Source organism: Vibrio sp. 1580 (assembly GCF_033340055.1).
Genome location: NZ_JAWOVT010000152.1, coordinates 1 through 850 on the forward strand (window position 1 = coordinate 1; position 850 = coordinate 850).

An 850-nucleotide genomic window follows, 5' to 3' on the forward strand; every position below is an offset into this window, starting at 1 on the left:
GGAAAGCGATCTGCGCAAGTTTGAGTTTGAAGAAAAAATTGATGCCACGCTTATTCGGTTTGGACGGACATTCCTTTCCAGCACTTTCGACGAGGCAATGATTGCCAGTTTTCTTGAGCAACTGACGTCCAATTCTGTTATTACCGCTTCGTATTTATACCTTGATCCTGTCCAACTCACTTCTTTGCGTCGTCATCATTTCGGGCATTTGAATCTAAAAAGTGACAAACCTATCGCTCGAACACCCAATTGGCAGAATGAGGCGCTACATTTACCCATCATCATTGATGAGCGAGTCGTTGGCGAATTGATATTTTCTGTGTCGCTGGAACAAATTGAGCAAGCTTTTATCTCCAAACAAATGGAACTGGTTTCTGATTTGGTTCACGGCGTGATCAGCCGTCACCTCAGCCTTGAACGTGAAGTCGAGTTAAGAAAGCGAGCGGAAGAGTCAGAAAAAGCGACGAAAGAGTTTGTCGCGATGATTAACCACGAGTTAAGAACGCCACTTAATGGCGTACTCGGCAGCGCAGAGCTGTTAAGCAAAACTCAGTTGGGAGAAGATCAACGGCAATATCTCGGTAATTTGATTCAGTCGGGCGATTTACTTCGCGTCATCATCAACGACTTGCTCGACTTCAGCAAGATGAATGCTGGCATGATGGAAATTATCGACAAGGTTTTTGCGTGGGATGATCTCGAAAAAGCCATTACGGGCGTATTTGCTGCGAAAGCGGCAGAGAAGCGCATTCATTTTTCTATCGACAAGAAGTTAGGCATTCCGGAGTTTCTGATTGGCGATTTAGAACGAATCACCCAAATCTTAGTTAATTTGATTGGGAACGCGATC

The 850-nt window shown here is 44.7% G+C and carries 1 protein-coding gene; it reads left to right on the forward strand.

What is annotated here, in order from left to right; translation table 11 throughout:
- On the forward strand, window positions 1–850 hold an 850-nt coding region (locus tag R7093_RS24660; RefSeq protein WP_411913254.1), incomplete at both ends, for a histidine kinase dimerization/phospho-acceptor domain-containing protein.